The organism is Bifidobacterium actinocoloniiforme DSM 22766 (assembly GCF_001263395.1).
Lineage (GTDB): Bacteria > Actinomycetota > Actinomycetes > Actinomycetales > Bifidobacteriaceae > Bombiscardovia > Bombiscardovia actinocoloniiformis.
Genome location: NZ_CP011786.1, coordinates 1,366,357 through 1,386,262, shown reverse-complemented (window position 1 = coordinate 1,386,262; position 19,906 = coordinate 1,366,357). Strand labels below are relative to the sequence as shown.

The 19,906-nt window shown below is 64.3% G+C and carries 12 protein-coding genes and 1 tRNA gene; 3 read left to right on the top strand and 10 right to left on the bottom strand.

Annotated features, from left to right (window positions below; translation table 11 throughout):
- Nucleotides 1–154 precede the first annotated feature (154 nt).
- The 3 genes from AB656_RS05695 to AB656_RS05685 form a co-directional block, all read right to left on the bottom strand.
- Nucleotides 155–4,537 carry a lipid II flippase MurJ gene (locus tag AB656_RS05695; protein ID WP_476559199.1) on the bottom strand — a complete coding sequence of 1,461 codons (4,383 nt, stop codon included), beginning with the start codon at nt 4,535–4,537 and terminating at the stop codon, nt 155–157.
- Nucleotides 4,538–4,671: 134 nt separating this feature from the next.
- A complete protein-coding gene (locus tag AB656_RS05690) occupies nt 4,672–7,044 on the bottom strand; it encodes a DUF6049 family protein (RefSeq protein ID WP_144418949.1) in 2,373 nt (790 codons plus the stop codon).
- A complete protein-coding gene (locus tag AB656_RS05685) occupies nt 7,037–7,852 on the bottom strand; it encodes an NUDIX hydrolase (RefSeq protein ID WP_193786716.1) in 816 nt (271 codons plus the stop codon). Before AB656_RS05685 ends, AB656_RS05690 begins: the two co-directional genes overlap by 8 nt.
- Nucleotides 7,853–7,968: 116 nt before the next feature.
- On the opposite strand from AB656_RS05685, the gene AB656_RS05680 reads away from it, so the two are divergent.
- Complete coding sequence (locus AB656_RS05680; protein WP_051905408.1) at nt 7,969–9,423, top strand: CCA tRNA nucleotidyltransferase; 1,455 nt, start codon at nt 7,969–7,971, stop codon at nt 9,421–9,423.
- 107 nt (nt 9,424–9,530) lie between these two features.
- Here the strand turns inward: AB656_RS05680 and AB656_RS05675 are convergent, their stop codons facing one another.
- The 7 genes from AB656_RS05675 to AB656_RS05645 form a co-directional block, all read right to left on the bottom strand.
- The gene (locus AB656_RS05675; RefSeq protein ID WP_033504889.1) at nt 9,531–10,139 is read right to left on the bottom strand and encodes a LytR C-terminal domain-containing protein; all 609 of its coding nucleotides are present in this window, start codon (nt 10,137–10,139) and stop codon (nt 9,531–9,533) included.
- A gap of 80 nt (nt 10,140–10,219) precedes the next feature.
- On the bottom strand, nt 10,220–11,086 hold the full coding sequence (gene rsmA / locus AB656_RS05670) for a 16S rRNA (adenine(1518)-N(6)/adenine(1519)-N(6))-dimethyltransferase RsmA (RefSeq protein WP_033504895.1): 867 nt from the start codon (nt 11,084–11,086) through the stop codon (nt 10,220–10,222).
- A gap of 104 nt (nt 11,087–11,190) precedes the next feature.
- Nucleotides 11,191–12,615: an aggregation-promoting factor C-terminal-like domain-containing protein gene (locus AB656_RS05665; RefSeq protein ID WP_033504888.1), complete on the bottom strand. Its 1,425-nt coding sequence runs from the start codon at nt 12,613–12,615 to the stop codon at nt 11,191–11,193.
- A 367-nt stretch (nt 12,616–12,982) separates the two neighbouring features.
- A tRNA-Thr gene (locus tag AB656_RS05660) sits at nt 12,983–13,056 on the bottom strand.
- Between the two features lie 259 nt (nt 13,057–13,315).
- On the bottom strand, nt 13,316–14,305 hold the full coding sequence (locus AB656_RS05655; RefSeq protein WP_033504887.1) for a DsbA family protein: 990 nt from the start codon (nt 14,303–14,305) through the stop codon (nt 13,316–13,318).
- Nucleotides 14,306–14,406: 101 nt separating this feature from the next.
- Complete coding sequence (locus AB656_RS05650; protein WP_033504894.1) at nt 14,407–16,704, bottom strand: serine/threonine-protein kinase; 2,298 nt, start codon at nt 16,702–16,704, stop codon at nt 14,407–14,409.
- 57 nt (nt 16,705–16,761) lie between these two features.
- Entirely contained in the window at nt 16,762–17,751 is a 990-nt protein-coding gene (locus tag AB656_RS05645; RefSeq protein ID WP_033504886.1) for a LacI family DNA-binding transcriptional regulator, read from the bottom strand.
- A gap of 231 nt (nt 17,752–17,982) precedes the next feature.
- Between AB656_RS05645 and AB656_RS05640 the strand changes: the two genes are divergently transcribed.
- Nucleotides 17,983–18,912, top strand: a complete 930-nt coding sequence (locus AB656_RS05640) for a carbohydrate ABC transporter permease (protein WP_033504885.1) — start codon at nt 17,983–17,985, stop codon at nt 18,910–18,912.
- Entirely contained in the window at nt 18,909–19,901 is a 993-nt protein-coding gene (locus tag AB656_RS05635) for a carbohydrate ABC transporter permease (RefSeq protein ID WP_033504884.1), read from the top strand. The genes AB656_RS05640 and AB656_RS05635 overlap by 4 nt, the downstream gene beginning before the upstream one ends.
- Nucleotides 19,902–19,906 lie beyond the last annotated feature (5 nt).

Sequence of the window (19,906 nt, the reverse complement as noted above, 5' to 3'; positions counted from 1 at the left end):
CATGTGTCCGCCTTTCGCTTACGGGCAGAGAAACCCTTGCTAGGTCATCGTAGTACAGCAGGCAGGCCAAAGGCTGCCAACCGCTCGGCGCTCACCAAGTCGGTACAGACGTTTGACCGCCACCAATTCGCTTGCGCCGCTCAAGCCATTGGTGTCAGTAGACTTTGACCTCGTTGAAATGCAGTGTCCCTCCCGCCGGCAAGCCGTCTTGGGGGACCCAGATGATTAAATCCTGGGTGGTGACCGGTTTTGTGAGCGTGACCCTGCTGACGCCAGAGGGGTCGAATGAGAAGTCCGCTAGGGATTGGCCAGGCGTGGGCTGGGAAGCGGACGCATTGGCGAAGATCTGGGCGTGCCCGCCCTGCTGGCGGATGGAGACTTCCACACGGGAGACCTCGTGGGGCGCGTCCAGGTGTACGTACCAGGCGAAGCCCGGTTGCCCGGCGGGGTGGCTCAGGAAGGTTTGCCTGAGTGTTGGGTAGGCAGTCGTGTTGGTCGGCTGCCTGGGGGCGGGCACAGCCGAGGCTGACTTGGTCCCATGCTTGACCGTTGGGGCCGGGGATGCTTCGCCGGACTTCTGTCCCGCTTTCTCGCCCTCCTCGGGTTGCTGGGGTTGGGCCGTGGACGAGGAGTCGGATGAGTCGCTCTTGTGGCCTGGGAAGGGCACATTGGACATTTGCGGCCAGCCCGACGCTTTCCCCTCCTTGGGTCGCCGGTGGCCAACCAAGGTGAGGGAAGCCCAGATCAGGCCTATGACCACCAGGCATGAGGCCACGGCTATGACCACGGATTTGGTGGTGAAGCGGCCGAATAGACGGGCATCCGCGACGTCCTCGTCGTCTTCGTCATCTCTGTCATCGCCGGGTTCGTCCAGCCCGAATGGACCTCGTTGCGATCGGACGTTGATGGCTTGTTCGGCGCTGCCGGGAGCGAAGCTGGGCGGCAGGTCCAGTACGGATTCGGCTTGCGCATGGGCAGGGGACCCGGCCCCGGCACCAGTTGCAATGGCCTGTGCGTCCTCCGCCTGCTTGTCCGGCAGGTCGGCCGGATCGGTCTCCTGCGGGCGGGCCAAGTTGATTTCACCGGTGTCAGCGAAATCCCACACCATCGCGGGCACTGCGGACCGCGCGGCCTGATTGCCCTGGCCAGCGAGCGGCCTGGCGGGTATCCGCGCGAACAAATCAGTGCCCTGATCGTCCTCAGGCTCCTGCTTGCCCTTGTTTGCAAGAGAACGCTGACCGCCCGCCGTGGTGGAAGCCGTATCGCTGAAGTCTGAGCTGCCGACTCGCCGTAGCTCGCTGGCATCGACCATCCGTGTTGGCCAGGTGGAACGCTCGCTCTGCCCGAGTGGTGCGGAAGAGGAGCGACGGTTCTGGAGCTTGCGTTCGTCGAACATGGAGAAGAGGTCGGCATCGGATTCGGCAGGATTGACCATCTGCACTTCGCCGCGACCGGGGAAGAGGAGCTGGTTGGCCCCCCACCTCGGCTCAGCAAGGGTGCGTGAAGCCGTGCGCCCGGTTATCATCAGGGAAGCCGGGATTGGTAGGCGGTCGCGTTGAGCTACGGGCTTGAGGCGGACGGTCTCGATTGAGGCGCTTCCAGAGCCTTGGGGCCAGTGGATGTCGCGTTCGCCCAACTCTTCCGGCGGCGTCCAGGAGCCTAGGAGGGCGGTCAGCTCAGCCAGGGTGACTAAGCGGGTGGGCGCAGGCCTCTCGGGTGCGCGCAGGCCCAGGCCGCGCTCGCAAATGATGCTGAACGCCTCGGGCACGTCCGCCGGAAGCGCTTGCAAGGATAGGGATTCGCTGCTGTCATTGGGGATTGAACCGGTCAAGAGGGCATAGAGGATCCCGGAAAGTTGGCGGATGGCCAAGCTTTCGCTGCCATTGTCGTCTTCGGTTCTGCTTGGTAGCCAGGGCTTGAGCATGGAGAAGACCGATGCGTCGGCGATGCAGATTCGTGGCGCTGCCAGGCGAATCAGGCTAGGCGAAAGCGACAGGTTGGTCAGGCCGGCCTGGCGTAGGGTGGTCAGGTCCTGAGCGCTTTCGCCAACGATGGTGCGGATGGCTTCAAAGCTGGGGCGCTGGGCTGGCTCCTGGTTCTCCAGGAACTCTCGGAGTGAGGTGCCTTCGTCCAGGCCAGTGACGACCAGGGCGATGCCGTCGCGCGCATGGAGTTGATAGACCGGTGTGAACCGGCGGTTGGGCTTCAGGGCCATGGCGGAGGCCGCGGCACCCACTGGCTCCAAGGCCGAGGCGTCGGTCACCAGGAAGAGCTGGCAGGGCCTATCGAGGACTTTATCTTGCGCCTGCCATACGCTCAGGCCCGGTCCGCGCTTGAGGAGGGTTTTGAGCTGGTAGCGGTCGAGAAGGATATCTGAGGTGGAAGGCTCCATGGTTCCTGAATTCTCGTGAGCTGCGGGGCTGGGCTGCGTCGAGAGGGCGCTTGGCTGGGGCCAGGCTGTGCCTTCGGACGGGAGGGCGAAGGAAGGAGAGGGTTCGGTAGGTTTGGCCAGGGGGGCTCCTGAGGGGGGTGCGGCCGGTATGGGGGCACTTGCGAGGTTGCTTTGGCGATCGCCAGCCCGCTGGCCTGTCGTTTGGCTGATTGGGGCGGCTGCTGGTGTTGCGGGTGTTGGTGTTGCGGGCTCCGTGGCCTTTCGCTGCAAGGTTTTGCGGGGTGGGAGTTTGGGGACGATGCGGGCTGGCTGCTTCCAGACGCGAGGATTCATGGAGCCGGCGTCAGCCATGGCCACATTCTCGATTTGCTCGAGCGCCCCTTCCAACTCAGAGCCGATGGCGGGTTGGGTGTAGGACCGGATGACGCGTATGGGCTGCCCGGCCAGTTCGCTCTCCTGGGCCGTCGGGTCGGCGGGTAGGGAGGAAACAGCTGGTATCGAACCGGTTCGAGCGCTCTTGCTGTTGGTTTTCTCGCCAACGCCCAGACGTCTGGTCAGGCCGTTGAGAAGGTCGGTCAGTTCGCTGGTGCGCAGCAGGCAGAGCAGCAGGAAGTAGACCGCGCCGACCAGGACGCTGATGACCAGACAGATGAACACCGCCTGGACCCAACTCATGTGCCCCTGGCGCCCGCTTACCTCGGCGCCTGCGAGCTTGGTCAGCGGCGTCTTCACGAGGAGGGCCAGGCCACCTGCCACGATGGCGGCCAGCAGGGCCTTGCAATAGGTGGCGACGATTCGTCGTCCGTCCAGGAATCCTTCGAACCGGCGCTTGAGCATGTGCACTAGGAAGGGGAATGAGACGATGTTGCTCAGGGCCAAAGAGAGGCCGACGAGAGTGGTCCAGTAGCGGGGAGGAGCCAGGCGGACGGCGACCAGCACCATGCCCACCTGCAGCGTGTTTGAGATGGCCGCGAAGATGAAAGGCTGCTTGCCGTCCTCGAAAGCGTAGAAAGTGCGCTGTATGAGCAGGAAGGCCGAGACCGCCGCCAAGCCCACCGTAAGGCCCAATAGGGGGCCGGAAATCAGGACGGCTTCGTGCACGCTGACCGAGGGCAGGAGCGCGCGGATGATTGGCACTGGGATGACCAGCATGACCACGCCGAAGAAACACATCATCAGGCCCACATTGCGCAGGGCCCGGCTCAAAGCCTGACGGGCGTCATCGATTCGGTTCTCGGCGATGGCCTGTGAGAGCAGGGGGAAGATAGCGGTGGAGACGGAGACGGCGATCAGCGAATAGGGCAGCATGTAGAGCGTGTAGGCGTTCTGATAGGAGCCGTTGCCGGCGATGTCGAAGGGATCGCCTTCCAGGGGCGCACCGTTCGTAATGCGGGCGTTAACGATATTCGCCAGCTGGTCGATGACCACCACGCCCAGGCTCCAGGCCGCCACGGGGCCCATCGAGCGCAGGCCGATGCCCTTCAGCCCCCAGCGCGGCCGGTAGGTGAAGCCGGATTGGATGAGCGGGATGAACAGGACCAGGGCTTGGAAGGCCACACCCAGGGTCCAAGCTCCGGCTGTGAGCCCCACTTTCTCGGTCGTCCAAAAGTCCATCGGTTGCTTCTGGGCGTTGCCGAACATGGCGATGAAGGCCAGGAAACCGCCGCAGGAGATGGCATTCGCCGCTACCGAGGACCAGGCGTAGGCCGTAAAGCGCCCCTTAGCCGCCAGAATCTGCCCGAGGACCGTGTACAGACCGTAGAAGAAGACCTGTGGCATGCACCAGAGCGTAAAGGCGTTCGCCAGGGCGCGCTGGGCTGGGTTCCATTTCGAGTTCAGGTAGATGGAGGTCAGCACCGAAGTGCCCAGCATCAGGATGAGCGTCAGACCGGCCAGCAGGGCGATTGACGCGGTTATAAGCTTGTTGAGCCGGTCCTCGGCGTCCTCCTCCTTCAGGGTGCGCACAATCTGCGGGACCAGCACCGCGTTGAAGATGCCTCCTGAGATCAGGGTGAACATGACCTGGGGGATCATGGCGCCAGTTTGGTAGGCGTCCGCGGCGATGCCGGTGGTGCCGATCGCGGCGGCCAGCAGGATGGTGCGAATCTGTCCGGTCACGCGCGAGGCGGCCGTGCCGGAGGCCATGATGATTGAGTTACGTCCTACGGAATCCTTGCCCTCAGCCGCCTGGCTCAGCCGCTCTGGGGCTGGCGAGGATGAGGCCGGCAAGGATGCTTGCGCATGGGTCTGTTTCTGGGCCGAGGCCCGGTTCGCCCGGCTCATTCGTCCGGGTCCTTCTTGCGATGGAACTGCCGCCACAGGCCTAAGGCGCCGAACAAGAGGGCTGCGACGACGATGATTAAACCAGACATGTCGCTCAGACGCAGGTGGCTGTTGATGTGGGTGGCCTGCGTCTGCCCGAAGGGACGACCCTGCCGGTCCACCAGGGAGATTTCAGCGGTGGCTTGGCCGGCGGTGGCCACGCGGATGGTGAAGGTCACTTGGGCTTCGGAATTGGCGGGGATGACCGTGTCTGCGGTGCGCGTGGTGGCGATCTCCATCGAATCGGTCTTAGCGCTGACCCGGGCGGCCACCGGATAAGGGTGCGAGTTGGAGACGGTGACCGGCATCGTCGCGGTCTCGGAGACCACGGTGATGGACTCGGAAGGCCTTATTTGTATGCCGCCGAGAAGTTGGTCGGCTAGGGCGCGCGCCGAGTCGGCCAGGCTTGCAGCTTGGTTGGTGCAGGCCAGGGTGTGCAGAGCCAGGGTGTCGTGGGCCTCGCTCACCTCGTTGAGCCAGCGTCGGGGGTCATCGGAGCGATGGGCCGCGTTGGCCGCGTCTTGCCGGGCCAGGGCTTGGGCGTCGGACCGGCTGGAGGCCGAGGGAGTGGATTGGGCTTGGCTGGGGGTGGCTAGGATGGACTCGCCGAATCGGGAGATGTCCTGCCGACTGGCGGTCAGGGAGTCCAGCGTGCCGGACAGTCCGTTGTCCTTGCTCTGGCCGCCGTTGGCCTGATTCGCCTGGGCCACGGTCTGTTTGGCGGCTTCCCCGCCCTGGTAGGCCTGGGCCTGATTGAGCGCGTCAAGTCCGCTCAGCTTCAGCCAAGGGGCTTTCTCCGCCGCGTCCATCAGCGCCGACGTGGCTTCGGCGTCTTGGTCGGTCCCGAAGCAGACCAGCAGGGGCCGCTCGGAGTAAGGCTGTTCCATCTGGTAGAAGGCGGATTGGGCCATGAATCGGGCGGTCTGCCCGGCCGGCGTCTGCTCGCCCGCCGCTCTGGTGGAGGTGGGTTGCCCTTGCGCCAGGTCGCTCAACTCCTGCTGGGCCGACAGCACCGTGACCTCGCCGGCGGCTGTAGGTACCGTGTACTTGCCGGTGTGGGCCGAGGAGCCGGAGCCCGCGTCCAAGCCCAGGGGGGCCACGACGGTCTGGTATCCCTGCTGACGGGCCTGGGTCAATGAGTCCATGGACCAGGACCTCCGCCCTTGCCAAGCGTAGGTTGGGATGGTCTTCGAGGATGCGCCCAGGGCCGCTTGCAGGTCCTTGCCGGTTTGGTCGGCGCTCCACACGGTGGGTTGGACGCCGGCGGAAGCGTAGTGGGCGGCGTCTTGGCTGGAGTATGCGGTCAGGTCGAATGCGGCGGGCTGCATGACGGCATCCACCTTGGGCGAGTTCTCGAACGCGGCCAGGTAGGTGGGGTCGGCCACCACATTGAGATTGGGATGGTGGCTGACGAGTTGCATCTGGCTGTTCTGCACCTTCTGGGCCTCCTGATTGAGGCTTAGGATTTGGCTGGGATCGGTCTGCTCACGCGATCCTTCACCGCGACCGGCTTGGCCGTCGCTGTGCTTGCTGCCCTGGCTGTCCTGATCCTCTTGGCGCTCACCGGTCATCAGGCGCTTGACCGCGCCTTGGTCGCTGGTCCAGCCGGTCGTCGTCAGCGGCATAAGCATGCTCACCGTCATCGGCGGGGTCTGGGCGGTGGTCAAGCCGTCTTGCGAGCGGGTCAGGAAGGAACTGATCGCTGCGCGCACCTGCTTGCCGGAGCCGCCCGCCTGCCCGCTCTGGTATGTCAGCAACAGGGGTTTCGGCCCCCAAGTGGCCATGGCTTTGATCGATCCGTCGTCGGCGGGGGCGGAAAGGGTGACCTCCACGCTTTGCCCTGGCTGGATGACGCCGACGGGCTGGGCGGCAAGCTGGTTGGGCGTGGGGATCCGGGAGCCTCCTTCGGCCCAACCCTGCATGTCGATTCTGGAGCTGAAGGTATACAGGCTGTTGGTGGAGGCGCTTAGGCTGCCCGCATCAAGGGGGGCGCTCGAGGTGTTGGTCACGGCCACCCGCGCCGCGTAGCCGGACGTGGACGAGATCATTGGCGTGGAGGACCGGATGGCCAGCTTGGTTTTGGTCTCATCCTCGCGCTCTTCGGTCTTGCGCTGTTCGCCCGCCGCTTGAATCTCCTCGCCTGGGTTCGCCAGGGCCGCGGGCGCTGGCAGCAGGATGCTGGCGCAGACCAAAAGGAACGCCAGCAGGGCGCGGATTGATGTGGTCAACGCGCCTAGGGGTGCGCTGGGTCGCCGCCGGTCTGCTCCCGGTGCGGGGGCGCGGCGGTCCTGGGGGGTGACGGAACTCCCACGGTGCTGGCTCTCAGTCATGAGGCCTCTTGATTTTCTTGGCGTAGAGCCAGGCGATTTTGCGCTCGTTCGGGTAGGAGAGGACGTCGGTCAAGTCGTCGAAGTCCACCCAGGTGGCGTCCTCGGCCTCGTGGTCGGGGTCGCCTTCCACGGTCAGCCAGCCCCCAGTCTGTTCCAGGACGAAATGATGGACCAGTTTGTGGACCCGATGGTTGCTGCCGGTGAACCAGTAGTCGATAGTGGCGATTGAATCGACCACCCGCCCCAGGATGCCTGTTTCCTCGTGCACCTCGCGTACGGCGGTCTGCTCCGGGCTCTCGCCCTTCTCGATGTGCCCTTTGGGCAGGCACCACTCCATGTGACCGGAGCGCGAGTGCCTGGCGATGATGGCCACCCTGTTGTCCTTGTCGAAGATGAGCCCACCGGCCGAGTACTCGCGCACCACTGGCAGGTCTTGGGTCTGCAAGGAGGCGAATGAGGCGCGGCCTGTCTCCTGGCGGTGACGCGGCATGATCGCGGGCGTGGGCGCGTCGCTGTCGTCCCTTTCGCTGCTGTGCTCGCGGATGGAAACGGAGATCAGCCGTCCGTTCGAGGTTCCGTCCGTCTCGTCGGCCTCGGCAGCGGATGCATCAAGGTCCAGCTCGCCGTCCCCCAGTTCCTGGCCCCGGCTCAGCCGCTCCACCATCCGACCCAGGTCCGGATCCAAATCGTCGCTCAAAGTATGGAATAGCCGTGGGGATTCCTTGGGTCCCTGGCCTTTTTTGGCATGGTCGCCCCGATCTTTGGCGTGGCGCGACAGCATGCGCGCAAAATCGGTAGGCGTAGTCATAACTTCCACTTTACGTAAGCTATTGTGCAGGTGGGGTGACGGTAAGCTGGTAGGCGCATACACTGCTCACGCCGCTGCGACGGGCGTGATGACAAGTATACGCGGAAAGGGTGATTGTGGACTTTGAAGTTTGGCCTGAGGCGCTGGAGCTGGGGCGCTTGTTCGCCCAGGAGGGCTTCGAGCTGGCCTTGGTAGGCGGCCCTGTGCGCGACCTCCTCCTGCGCCGCCCCTCCCACGATTTGGATTTCTGCACTTCGGCCAAGCCTGAGCGCTTCGAGCCCATCCTGCGCCGGTGGGGGCAGGGTTTTTGGGATATGGGCCGCAAGTTCGGCACCCTAGGCGCCATGCGTCGGCGGCCGGACGGGACCGAGGTGAAGGTGGAGGTCACCACCTACCGGTCCGACCGGTACGAGCCGGACTCTCGCAAGCCGGACGTGGACTACGGAGACAGCTTGGAAGGCGACCTGTCACGGCGGGACTTCACAGTCAACGCGATGGCCCTGCGGGTGCCCGACCTGGAGTTCGTGGATCCCTTCGGCGGGGCTTCCGACCTGTCCAAACGGGTCCTGCGCACGCCAGTGGACCCCCGGCAGTCCTTCGATGATGACCCCCTGCGGATGATGCGTGCCGTCCGCTTCGTCGCCCAGCTGGGCTTCCGCATAGCCCCGGAGACCGCCGAAGCGTTGAGCGACATGACAGACCGGATCAGCATCGTCTCGGCCGAGAGGGTGCGCGACGAGTTGACCAAGCTCCTGCTCAGCGAGCATGCCTCCGATGGCGTCGAGGCCCTGGTGGATTCAGGGCTGGCTGACCAGGTGCTGCCTGAGCTGCCCGCCCTCCAGTTGGAGATAGACGAACACCACCGACACAAGGATGTCTACGAGCATACGCTGATGGTCCTGGACCGGGCCATCGCGCTTGAGACCGGCCCGGATGGACCGGTGCCCGCTCCCGACCTGACCCTGCGCATGGCCGCCCTCCTGCACGACATCGGGAAGCCCGCCACCCGCCGCTTCGAGCCCGGTGGCAAGGTCAGCTTCCACCACCACGACGCGGTGGGCGCCAAACTGGCCCGCAAACGCCTCAAGGCGTTGCGCTTCGACAAGCGGCTCATCGACGACGTGTGCGACCTGATCGCCATGCACCTACGCTTTCATGGGTATGTGGATGAGCGCTGGACGGATGCGGCTGTGCGCCGGTACGCCAAGGAGACCGGCCCCCTGTATGAGCGGCTCAACCGCTTGACCCGGGCTGACGCTACCACGCGCAACAAGCGCAAAGCCCAGGTGTTCTCCGCCGCCATGGACGAGCTGGAGGACCGCGTTCGGCAGTTGAAAAAGAAGGAGAACCTGGACGCCATCCGCCCTGACTTGGACGGCCAGCAGATAATGGCGATCCTTGGCCTGGAACCTGGGCCTCTGGTGGGCAAGGCTTACCGGCACATGCTGAACTACCGTTTGGACCACGGCCCGGTCGACCCGGCCAGCGCCGAGGCAGAGCTCAAGGCCTGGTGGGACGCCCTGCCCGAGGATCAGAGGCGGTCGGCCCGACGGTCTGCGCGCCGCCCCTAAGCGAGCCAGGGGCGTACGAAACGGCGGGGGAGCGGCGAATCCGAGTGGTTCGCCGCTCCCCCGCTTGCTTATCTATGCCTGTATTACCGGCATTCCCGCTCTGAGTGTTACTGCTTGAACTTGGGCAGGGTGCCGAGGTCCTTGATGTCCGATTGGCAGCCCCGGATCGCCTCGATCGGCTTGCCTACGGCCGGGGTCTCTTTCTCCTTGGCCAAGTCGTTGAAGGTGGCGCCGATCACCACGTCGACCAGGTCATCCTGCCGGTCGTCCATGCGCATGATCGCATCGTTGAAGAGGCCTGCCACCGTGTAGCCCTGGGCCACGCCATTGGCGCCGAAGCGGATCTCGGTGCGGGCCAGCTCGGTTTTGGTCGGGAAGTCCGCTAGACCTTGCATGTTGAAACCGCGGTTGCGAAGGGCCCGCAAGACGGCGCTTCCCAACCCGGTCTTGTTGGTGCCATTGAGCACGCGCACGCGCACGGTCGGATGGTTGAGCACGGCTGCGTCCTTGGGAGGGCAAATCACAGCCACCCCGTAATTGGGCTTGGACTGGGCCGACTGCCGGTGGGAGCGTCCGACCGCGCCCAGGGTGACGACCAGGGCGATGACCAACACCACGGCCAGGGCCGATACCGCGATTGTGAAGACCATCTTTTGGCGGCGGCGGACGAACTGGCGGCGAGCCTCTCGCTCATCCGCTGGATCGGGAAACGTCATGGTTGAACCCCTCTGAACGGTGACTGCCTCAATACTCTATCCCGTCCGGCTGACGCTGGCGCGGCGCGGGCGGGGCGGTGTTATGGGAGTTCGCCGTCCCTGGGATCAGCGGCCGCCAGACGGGCGAATTCGTCCACGAGCAGGGTCTCCCCCCGGCGCTTGGGGTCGATGCCCGCAGCGTTGAAAGCGGACGGATCCACGCGTCCGGACAAGGCTGCGCGTAGGGTCTTGCGCCGCTGGGCGAAGGCGGCGTCGATGAGGGAGAACACCCGCGCCCGTTCGTCTGGGGCGTGTTCGGGACCGCGCTCGCGCCCCTCGGTTCTGTTGAAGGACACGAGGGCCGAGTCCACGTTCGGGGCCGGCCAAAAGACCGCGCGCCCAATCCGTCCGGCGGGGCGTGCCTGGCCGTACCAGGCCAGCTTGACCGAGGGCGCCCCGTAGGTCTTGCTCCCGGGCTGAGCGGTCAGCCGGTCGGCGACCTCCTTCTGCACCATGACCAAGAATCCGGTGAGGTTGTCGAAGCGCTCCAGCAAGGTCAGGATAATGGGTGTGGCCACGTTGTAGGGCAAGTTCGAGACCAAGGTGAGCTCGGGCGCCTGGGCCAGGTCCGGCGCTGTCTCCCGGCTCAGGGTGAGGGCGTCGCGCGTTCTCACATCGAACCGGTCCAAGGCTTGCGGCATATACGATTGAATGGTATTTGGCAGCTGGGTCGCCAGGCGGGGGTCAATCTCGACGGCGGACACGCGCGCGCCGGTTTCGAGCAGCCCCAGGGTGAGCGAGCCCAGGCCAGGGCCCACTTCCACCACCCGTGAGCCAGCGCCCACCCTGGCTTCGCGCACGATGCGGCGCACGGTCCCTGGGTCGGTCACGAAGTTCTGCCCAAGTTTTTTGGTTGGGCTCACGTCGGCGGCCGCGGCCAAGCGCCGGATATCGGCGGCCCCTAACAGGCCGCTTTCGGTTCCGGTATCGGGGCTGCTGAGCGGGAAGGAGGCGCTGTCGCTACTAGCGGTCAGACCTGGCTCTCCTTGCTTATGCGAATCGTTCACGGGGCTCAGTACCAATTGAATCTCTCAGAGTGCTGCCAGGCGGCGCTGGGGTTGCCGTAGGCGGAGGCGATGTAGCTCAGACCCCACGCGATCTGGATGGCGGCGTCATCGCGCCAGTTGGCGCCGAATGCGGCCATTTTGCTGCCAGGCAAGGACTGGGGGATGCCATAGGCGCCTGAACCGGGGTTTTCCGCAGACCATCTCCAACCCGATTCCCGGTTCCACAGTTTCACCAGGTCATCGAATTGCTGGCCGGTCCAGCCGCGTTGGGCGGCGGCACCGGCGGCGAAACTTTGCGCGGCGGCGGGGCTGGCATGCCACAGGCCGCTTTCGGAAGGCGCGGGAGGGGCCGGCGGTGCGGGGGGCGCAGGAGCTGGCTGAGCGGGTGGCGCAGGTTGAGCGGGCGCAGGCGTGGACGTAGGCTTTGAGGGGGTGGAGGCCCCGTTCTGGCCGTCGTTTTGGCTGGGCTTCGCCGCTTCTTGCTTGCTGGACTGGTCCTTGTCCTTATCCTCTCCGTTCTTCTTGTCGTTCTCACCGCCCTGCTTGTTGGCATCCGCTGAGCCGCCTTGGGCTGCTTGCTGCTCCGGTCCGACGGCGATGATCTGGTCCAGCGGCACGGCCACGGTCTCTTCATTGATCAAGATGGAGGACTCGGCTTCGCCGTCCACGAATGTGGTCTGGTAGGTCTGCTTCTTCTGGCCCGCCTGGCCTTGCTGGCGGATGACGGTCTGCCCTGGGGCCAGGCTGGTGTCAACTACCGTGCGGCTGCCGAAGGGCAGGGCCACCATTTTGATCGTCTGCCCGTGGGTGACCCGCTGTACGCGCAGGATGGTGGTGCCGGCGCCCTTCTCCGCAGAGACGCGGTCCTCCTTGCCCAGGACTATGCCCTTGGAGTCCAGGATCGAGGCGGCCGGCAACTTGCCGTCGGGCGCCACTGATGTCTTGCCGTCCGCTATGACGGTCACCGGACCCGCCTGGTTGATGGCTAGTCCGCCGGTTAGTTGGTTGTATACGTTCTTGATGTCCACGCTCACCTTGGCGGCGTTGCGGCGGTTGGCCTCGAAGAAGCCCAGGAGCTGTTCGGCCGAGCTGGCGGTGGTCCAGAAGGGCACTTGCTGTCCGTCGATCGAAATCGTGGTCTGGTAGGCGGACTGCACGGTCACTGTCCCGTGGTCCACCAGCTGCCCGCCGGCGGAGGTCTCAACCAGGTCGTGGGTCTTGCGATCGATGCCTTCTTGCTGGAGCAAGGCATCCACGCTGGAAGCGTAGGTGGTGACCTGACGGGTCTGACCGTTGACGGTCAAGGCCACTGATTTACGCGCAGTGAAGGCGAATGAGCCGATTATGGCAACGGCCACCAGGGCGGCGCAAGCGATGACGCGGATGCGGCGCTTGATCACGAATTGCTGCGGTGTCCACCGTCTACTCATGGTCGCTCCTTTCGTGCACGCAATAGACCCGACTCTATCGGTGCGATGTGTGGCTTCCGTGGAGGTGGGCGCGGACATGTGTAAATATGCACAATTGTCGGGGCACCTGTGAAGCGTTTGTGGAGGTTGTGCCTCCACAAACGGTCCACAAAGAAATCAGGGGCGGGATTGAAGGGGATGTTCCCGCCCCTGCAAACGGACGAAGCTGGTTGGAGAAAGCGCTTCGTCCTGTCTCCGCAGGCCGAAACCTTCGGAATCTTACTCGAGAGAAGTATTCGTTTGCGGGCCGGTAGTCCGGGCCGCTCCCGTTGAGGGGGCCGAGGCCGGACGCCACCCGTAAGGCGTGTCCAGACAAGTGTTCTCAGCGAGCCTCCTGTCAGATTCGAACTGACGACCTGCCGCTTACAAGGCGGCTGCTCTGGCCAACTGAGCTAAGGAGGCGGTGAGTGCGCTAGTATGCGAACGCGCAACGCATCAGTCAGCATACTATTGTTTTGTAACGACGTGGCCGTTCTGTGAGCCACATCCCAAAACCGTCCTAAGCTCCTTGGCCATGCGATCGAAACCGAATCCGGCAAGGGCTTCATATTCAATTGTGGGCCAGCACGTCCGCAGGACGCCGGTCCGCCTGGTTCGAGGGCTCAAACTCTCACGCAGGCAAGGTCGTTCACCTTAGCACATACTGCGGGCGACCCTCAAGTCACTGCCGCGAACTCGCTGTGAGCGCAATCGGCGCCCCCTTGTCCCCAATCGACGGCATCCGGCCCGCTTGGCCCACCTGAGCGGCCGGCAGACCAACCGCGGCCAGGAAGCCGCTAACCGTGTCCATGCCCGCCTTGGATGGGGAGTCCACCGACCAGAAACGCTTGTTGATGCGTACCGTCGGGGTGGTCATCGACCCCTTGCTTGAGCCGCTCGTGTTCCACAGCTCGGAGCGCATGGGGGTGTACTTGTTCATCTTGGACAGCCACTCCTTGTACTGCCCCTTGAGCGCCTCATCGGCCACTTGCTCGCTCACCCCGGCCTTGAGCATCTGCTCCTTGAGACGCGCGTCCGAGACGGGCTGGTAGTTGGACTCGTCGGGTTGGAAGTCTTTCGCGTACAGGTTCGACATGTACGCCATGTAGTGCTTCGAGTCGTGCTCCAGCAGGTAGATTCCTGCGGAGCCGGCCCGGGCCGAGTACTCGTCTGTGGTGAGCCGGTCCATGAAGCTCATCGGGTAGATTTCCAGGTTGAGTTGACCCGCGTCCATCATCTTGTTCAACGTGGGGTCCAGGCTGCGGTTGAGCGCGGCGCAACCGGGGCACATGAAGTCCATATAGATTTCCACGGTGGGGGCCCCGGCCACGCTCTTGCCCACGCCGTCCTTGGACAGGAGGAAGCCCCCCTGGCTGTTGGCGTCCCGGGGCTTCACTTTGACCTGTTCCACCGCCTGGTAAGCCTGCTTGATTGAGGAGGGCGAGTCCTCGGCGGCAGGGCGGTGCGAGCGCCAGTAGAAGAAGCCGCCTGCGGCCACCAGGGCGATAACGATGACGGCCGCGACCACACCGATGATGGTCTGTTGGCGTCCTTCCCGGGCCAATTCCTCCTGGTGCGCGCGCTCCTGGGCTTCTTTGGCCGCCCGGTTGGAGCTCGCGTTCGGGCGCACCGTGCGCTCCTGTTGGGACTGCTGGGGGTGCTTTTGGGCCATATCCACGTTCCTTTCGCCAATCTCGTGCACTAAGTGTAGCCAAGAAAAGAGAAGATGGGCTCCGCTGGTTCCAGGTCGCTGGCGCCAGGGCTCATCCGGTCTCAGGAGCTCGCGGGCATGAGCGTGATTGGAGCCCAGTCCAGGGTGGTGCCCGAGGCGATGAAGGCCAGCAACACACCTAGGATGAGCACCCACAGGGCCAGCAGAATCAGCGGACGCCTGCGGCTGGCCTGGGCTGGAGTCCCCTGGAGTGGGTCCGCTTGGCCGCTCAGGCCCGCTGCCGCCGCCTGCTGGGCTTGCTCCGCCTCCCTCTCCTGGGCGCCCTTGCCTGGCAGGGCACCGGCTCCCAGGCGCACTGCCAGCCTCCAATCCTTCGTGCCAGGAGCGGTGGCTGAATTCGACGCCCCTCCTCCGCCACCAGCGAAAGCCGCCAGGAGCCAGCCGACAAGCGCGCAGGTGGCAGCCAGCAGGCCCGCCGCCGATGAGGACTTGCCAGCCACTAGGGGGAGCGGGATGACGGCGCCGAAGAGCCCCAGCTTCCCGCTGACCTTGGGGGTTCCCAAGAGCCAGCCGCCTGCTGCCAGCCCCAGGGCGTCAGTGGTTAGGAGGATGAGCAGGCGGGGCAGGGTCATCGCGAGGGCTTTGATGGCCAACCAGGGCAGGCTTGCCAGGTTCAGAAGCGCGTCCCGCCGGCGTCGGCCATCGCCCCGCTTGAGTTCCCGGCTCATCTGCCCGCCCAGGCTCAGACCGGCGGTGGCCAGCGCCCATAGGGCCAGGGAGGAGAGTAGACAGGCGGAGAACGGGGTCAGTGCGGCCAGGGCGGCGGCCAGCAGGCCGATCATCCACAGAACCGGCCTGCCCCGCTTGTAGCGCTCCCTCCAGCGTACAGCGGCAGGGGGGTCAAGGGGGGCTTGGGCGTAAGGGCCATAGGGGGTGGCTGGAGCCGCGTACTGGCCTGGGACGGCCGCTTCGGGCGCTATGCGCGGCGCCGCCTGGGCCATGGTTCCGGCTTGGAGGCTTGGTCCTCCAACCTCCGCCGGCAGCGCCGTGGTCATGGCTGGCAGGGTCCGCGTGGCGCTGGAAGGACCGCCGACCCAGGTCTTTTCCGCGTCGTCCTCGGCTCCGTCCTCCGCTTCGTCCCAGTCGGCCGTGGCGCCCAACTCCGATTCCTTGGCGGGCAGCGTGCGGGTCAGTCCAGCTAGGGTCGTTGCATCCTCCGGGCCGCTGTCGGCCAGGGCCTGGGTGCGAGCAGTATCGACGTTTTGAGTCCGCCAGGTCAGGCGGGGGTTGCTTGCTGGGCCCCCTAGAACCTGCGTGGTTTCGCCGGCCGTCAGATTTCTCGCATCTCCAACTCCGCTGGCCTGCGCGCCGCCGCTGGGCCCAGGTCGCCGATCAGTCGAAGAGCTTGCGCCAAAAGGGCGCACCACCCCTTCGCTTTCCTCGTCGCCAGGCTGGCTCTGTCCGCTTTCGCCGCTGTCCTCGCCCTGTTCGCTGTCTTGTTGATCGTCCGGTTCGTCGTCCCGCTCCCAGAGCTCAGGTTGCAGGGCGTCCAGCCCTATGGCGTCCAGCAGGGCTTGGGGCCTGGGCCTGTCCTGCCTGCGGGGGCTGAGGGCGGCCCGGAAAGCCGCCATGGTCCGGGCTGGCAGCCCGGTTAAGTCCGCCGATCCCGAGGCCGCCCGTTCCAACACGGCCATCATGGGTTGGGAACCGAAGACCGGCTTGCCGCAGGCCGCGTAAGCCAATACTGCGGCCGTGCTCCACCAGTCCGATTCCTCGTCCGACTCGGCCCCATCGATCACCTCCGGGGCTATGAATCCCGGCGTGCCCATCACGAGCCCGGTGCGGGTCACGTGCGCTTCGCCCGCGCCCATAGCGATGCCGAAATCCACTAGGACCGGACCGGCGGCGGAAATCATCACGTTCGTGGGCTTGATGTCCCTGTGGACGATGCCCGCCCGGTGGACGGCGGCCACCGCGTCGATCAGCTTGGCGGCCAAGCGCTCCAGGTCATCGCCGCTGTAGGCTCCGTTCGTGGACACATCGTCGCTCAGGTTCAGCCCCTCGATCAGTTCGGTGACGATGAAGGCCAGCGAGTCGTCCAGCTCCATGTCCACAATCCGGCAGACCCCGGGGTGGTCGATCCGCCGCAGGGACATGGCTTCCCGGCGTAGGCGCTCGCGGGCGGATGCCCGGTCCGTTCCCCCCTGACCATCCGCCTGGCCGTCCTTCTCGGCCAGGGAGTCCCGCAGGACCTTCATCGCGTAGTCGGTGCCCCCGTCGTCCTGGACCCGCCAGACTGAGCCCATCGCCCCGCCGCCCAGCGGGGCGATCAGCGTGTAGCCTCCCACCTCGTCGCCGGTCTGCAAGTTCAGCACGTCCACTCTGCTCATGCCTTCTATTGTGGTCCTTTGCGCGAACAAGGTTCTTCCCTGCGGCCTCTCAAGCCGTTCGGGCCCTTACTCGCTGATGTCACGCACTGACCCGCGCTCGATCAGCTCGGCGGGGATCACGGTCTTGACGCCTACCGGCACCTCCTCGCCTTCGCACTGGCGGCGGGCCATTGAGAAGGCCTCGCGGCCGATTTCGTTGAACTTCATCCTCATGGTGGTCATTGTCAGCCGCGGCACCACGCCCAGCAGGGAGTCGTCCACGCCGATCACACTCACATCTTGGGGCACGCGCTTGCCGTTGGCTACCAGTCCTTGCACCAGCCCGTAGGCCATTTGGTCGTTAGCCGCGTAGATCGCGGTGCAGTCCTCCTCACGGGCCAGAGCCAGCCCGGCCTGGTATCCGCTGTCCGCCTCCCAGTCGCCGACATAGGTCTTAGGCAGGGGGATTCCGAACTGCTTCAGGGCGTCCCTCCAGCCTTTGGCCCGGCTCTCCGCAGCGCGCGACCAGGAGGGGCCGGCCACATGGTAGACGGTCCGATGCCCCTTGCTCAGCAGATAGTCGACGATGGCGGTGGAGCAACCGTACTGGTCAGCATCGATTGTCGGGCAGTGGTTAGCTGGGTCCTCCGAGATCAGGACTACTGGAAGGTCTTTTGCCGGATCGAATTCGTTGAAGTCGGGAACCCGCCGTTCCAGCACGGCCACCACCGCGTCCACCGGTAGTTGCTGGAAGTGGGTTATGGCTGAGTTCAGGCTCTGGTTGGCTTGCCCGTTGATGGTGTGAACTGTCACCGCGTAGCCGCTCTCCGCCGCGGCTGAGACGATTCCATTCAAGATGCGCACGTTTCCGTTTGAGGTCATGTTGTGCATGAGCACACCCACGTTCTTGAAGCGTCCGTGTTTCAGGGCCCGAGCCGCGTAGTTGGGCCGGTAGCCGAGCTTGGTCATCGCCGCTTCCACTCGTTGCTGGGTTTGGGGGCGCACAGCCGTGGAACCATTCGCCACCCGGGAGACCGTCTGGGCGGAGACGCCCGCCGCCTTGGCGACATCGCGCATAGACGCGGGTTGTGCGTGTTCCATCTCGATTCGGCCTCTTGATCTATCGGCTGCAAGCTTCCCGAGCGGTATTTTCTTGACCAATTATACCTATCAGCGTGCGCTCAGGCCTTAAGTATGGCAATATTACATTATTGCGAAGTGTTAAGATGATAACGCAAACATTTTGGAGTGACTGCCCTGAACTCCTGTAAGTTTTCGGCGGTCGGCCTTCGAGGGAGAGGGATTGGGATGACTTCCGGGGATCTTGATGCGAGTGGGCTTGCAGGCCGGCCTCAGGTGACGGTTCACCGGCGAAGGACGGATTGGCGTGGGTGGAAGTTCATGTGGCCGTTCGCCTTAGTGTTCTTGCTGGTGTTCGTGATTCCGATTGTGTATGCGGTGTATATCTCGTTCTTCCAGCAGAAGATGATCGGCGGGACGGTGTTCAGTGGATTCGCAAATTACACGCGGCTGTTCAGGGATGGGCAGTTTTGGAGTTCCGTGCGCCGGGTGGCGTTGTTCACGGTGGTGCAGGTGCCTGTGATGTTGGCGTTGGCGGCGTTGATGGCGTTGGCATTGGATTCGATGAGGCTCCATGGCACGAAGTTCTTCCGTATTTCGACGTTCCTGCCGTACGCGGTGCCTGCTGTGGTGTCCGCGTTGATTTGGGGATTCGTGTATGGCGCGAAGTATGGCCTGGTGGGTTCGCTGAATAGTTGGCTGGGCGTGCATATCGACGTGTTGCAGCCCAGCGTGCTCCTGGCGGCGATCGGCAATATCAACACGTGGGAGTTCACGGGGTATAACATGTTGATCTTCTATTCGTCCCTGTCCACGATTCCGCATTCCTTGTATGAGGCGGCGGCGATTGACGGTGCCAGTGAGTGGCAGATAGTCAAGCGTGTCAAGATGCCTGAACTCAAGGGCTCGCTGGCGATCACGGTGATTTTCTCGATCATCGGTTCCTTCCAGTTGTTCAACGAGCCGAGCATTTTGCAGAACATGGTGCCGGGTAACGCGATTACGACGTATTACACGCCGAACATGTACGCGTATAACCTGTCGTTCTCGGGTAACCAGAGCAATTACGCGGCGGCGTTGGCGATCGTAATGGCGGTGATCACGATGGGCATCGCGTACGCGGTGCAGTTGAACAGCATGAAGGAGCAGATGAAGTGAGTGCGGCGGCGGAGGGGCCCCAGGTCGGGTCCAGTCAGTCATGGTTAGGGGCCAGGAAGGTTGAAAGGGCCCGGCGGCGGCGAATCGCTGCTGATGAGCGCGCGGAGCGCAGGCGTTCGGGCAAGAGCGGGTTCTCGAACCCCGCAAACCCGCGTCGTTCCGTGTGGATGACGGTGGTGTGCGGGGTGTTCGCGGTTTACTGCCTTTTCCCGTTCGCCTACTTGTTGATCAATGCGACGAAGACGCAGGGGGATTTCACTAGCACGTTCGGCCTGGGACCCGGGCACAGCTTCGCCTTGTGGGATAACTTGGTGATGGTGTTCACTTACCAGGATGGCATCTTCGGCCGGTGGCTGCTAAACACGGTGTTCTACGTAGTCGTCGGCGCGGGCGGCGCCACGCTGCTGGCCATCATGGGCGGGTACGCGTTGGCGAAGTTCCGTTTCCCTGGCAGGAAGGCCGTGTTCGCGGTGATCATTGGCGCGATTAGCGTGCCGGGGATTGCGCTGGCGGTCCCACAGTTCCTGTTGTTCGCCAAGCTGGGGTTGACGAACACGCCTTGGGCCATGATTCTGCCGAGCTTGATTTCGCCGTTCGGCTTGTATCTGATGTGGATTTTCTCTGAGCAGGCGGTGCCCACGGAGTTGTTGGAAGCTGCGCGGGTGGATGGGGCGTCGGAATGGCGCACGTTCGCGCAGGTGAGCCTGCCTTTGCTGGCCCCTGGGATTGTGACGACGGCTTTGTTCACGATCGTGGCGACTTGGAATAACTACTTCCTTCCGTTGATCATGCTCAAGGATGCGGACTGGTACCCGTTGACGATTGGTCTGAACCAGTGGAAGGACCAGGCCAGCACGGCGGGCGGTCAAGCGATTCAGAACCTGGTCATCACTGGCAGCCTGGTCACGATCATCCCCTTGGTGATCGCTTTCCTCCTTCTGCAACGCTACTGGCAGTCCGGTCTCGCCGCCGGCGCCGTCAAGGAATAAAACCC

Bases quoted from the DNA above. Each gene is read 5' to 3' on its own strand.
- AB656_RS05695 (WP_476559199.1), bottom strand. From the start codon at position 4,537: ATGGCCTCCGGCACGGCCGCCTCGCGCGTGACCGGACAGATTCGCACC.
- AB656_RS05690 (WP_144418949.1), bottom strand. From the start codon at position 7,044: ATGACTGAGAGCCAGCACCGTGGGAGTTCCGTCACCCCCCAGGACCGC.
- AB656_RS05685 (WP_193786716.1), bottom strand. From the start codon at position 7,852: ATGACTACGCCTACCGATTTTGCGCGCATGCTGTCGCGCCACGCCAAA.
- AB656_RS05675 (WP_033504889.1), bottom strand. From the start codon at position 10,139: ATGACGTTTCCCGATCCAGCGGATGAGCGAGAGGCTCGCCGCCAGTTC.
- AB656_RS05665 (WP_033504888.1), bottom strand. From the start codon at position 12,615: ATGAGTAGACGGTGGACACCGCAGCAATTCGTGATCAAGCGCCGCATC.
- AB656_RS05655 (WP_033504887.1), bottom strand. From the start codon at position 14,305: ATGGCCCAAAAGCACCCCCAGCAGTCCCAACAGGAGCGCACGGTGCGC.
- AB656_RS05645 (WP_033504886.1), bottom strand. From the start codon at position 17,751: ATGCGCGATGTCGCCAAGGCGGCGGGCGTCTCCGCCCAGACGGTCTCC.
- AB656_RS05640 (WP_033504885.1), top strand. From the start codon at position 17,983: ATGACTTCCGGGGATCTTGATGCGAGTGGGCTTGCAGGCCGGCCTCAG.